Origin of the sequence: Terasakiella sediminum (assembly GCF_033100395.1) — a bacterium.
Classification (GTDB): domain Bacteria; phylum Pseudomonadota; class Alphaproteobacteria; order Rhodospirillales; family Terasakiellaceae; genus Terasakiella.
Window position 1 is genome coordinate 1 of record NZ_JAWLVJ010000069.1, and the last position, 1,203, is coordinate 1,203.

Annotated in this window: 1 protein-coding gene; it reads right to left on the reverse strand. The window is 45.5% G+C overall.

Features of this window, described 5'->3' with window-relative positions:
• Positions 1-62: 62 nt before the first annotated feature.
• Positions 63-1,097 (reverse strand): IS481 family transposase, encoded by a 1,035-nt coding sequence (locus RYZ26_RS19840; RefSeq protein ID WP_317684997.1) that lies wholly within the window; start codon positions 1,095-1,097, stop codon positions 63-65.
• Positions 1,098-1,203 lie beyond the last annotated feature (106 nt).

Here is a 1,203-nt window from a genome sequence, read left to right on the forward strand (position 1 = left end):
TGTAGTAGTCGCGACTTGATCTGACACTTACCCGCTTTGATGCGGTGACTGTCAGGTCGGGTTTAATCTATAAACTTTTCCTGCCAGATTTGTTTTCCATCCAATAAGGTCTCCATGGGTGTGCGTCCACAGCAGATTTTTCCTTGGTGGGTGCGTTCATTGTTATAATAATTCAGCCATTCGTCCAGATCATTCTGTAATTCCTCAATGGTCTCATAGATTTTCTTGCGGAATGTCACCTGATAAAACTCCTGCAAAATGGTTTTGTGGAAGCGTTCACAAATGCCGTTTGTCTGCGGGTGTTTTACTTTGGTTTTGGTGTGCTCAATGTCATTGATCGCCAAAAAGAGTTGGTAATCATGTTGATCGGCTTTTCCACAAAATTCTGTGCCGCGATCCGTTAGGATACGCAAGACAGGCAAGGCGTTTTCTTCATGGAAAGGCAGAACTTTGTCATTCAAAGTATCAGCCGCTGTAATAGGTGTTTTTGTGCTGTAAAGCTTGGCAAAGGCGACCTTGGAATACGTATCCACGTAAGTCTGCTGATAGACCCTTCCTACGCCTTTTAATGTGCCGACATAGAAAGTGTCTTGAGAACCGAGATAGCCAGGATGAGCCGTGTCAATCTCGCCACTGGCTTGATCATCCAGCTTCTTCTTTTCCAAAGCTTGCACTTGAGCCTCAGTTAAAATGATACCGTCTTCAGCGACTTTTGCTTCCAAGGCTTTTAGACGGGATTTGAAGTTGCCAAGGTCATGACGCAACCAACAACACCGCACGCCGCTTGGCGAGATGAATACGCCACGTTTGCGAAGTTCATTGCTGGTGCGTTGTTGCCCATGGGCAGGGTATTCAATGGCATAGCTGACAACCGCTTCTTCCGTTGCCATGTCGATGCGATTTTTGAAGTTCGGTGTGTTTCTGCTCTTTTCGAAAAGAGCAGAAACACCGCCTTCATCAACAGCGGCCTTATAACGGTAAAAAGTATCTCGGGATAAACCCATCACCTTGCAGGCTTTGGATACGTTACCAAGTTCTTCTGCCAGATTGAGAAGTCCGACTTTATGTTTGATGATTCTTTCGTTACTTTGAAGCATAGGGTTACCTCTTTGAGTTTTGATGTTTAAGGAGTTGCACCTTCATCAAAACGGGTAACCCGCCCTTTTTCAAGGTCGGCTGTCAGATCGGATCGGAACTATTCCA

Excerpts from the sequence above, each read along its gene's own strand:
- RYZ26_RS19840 (WP_317684997.1), bottom strand. The coding sequence starts at position 1,097 with ATGCTTCAAAGTAACGAAAGAATCATCAAACATAAAGTCGGACTTCTC.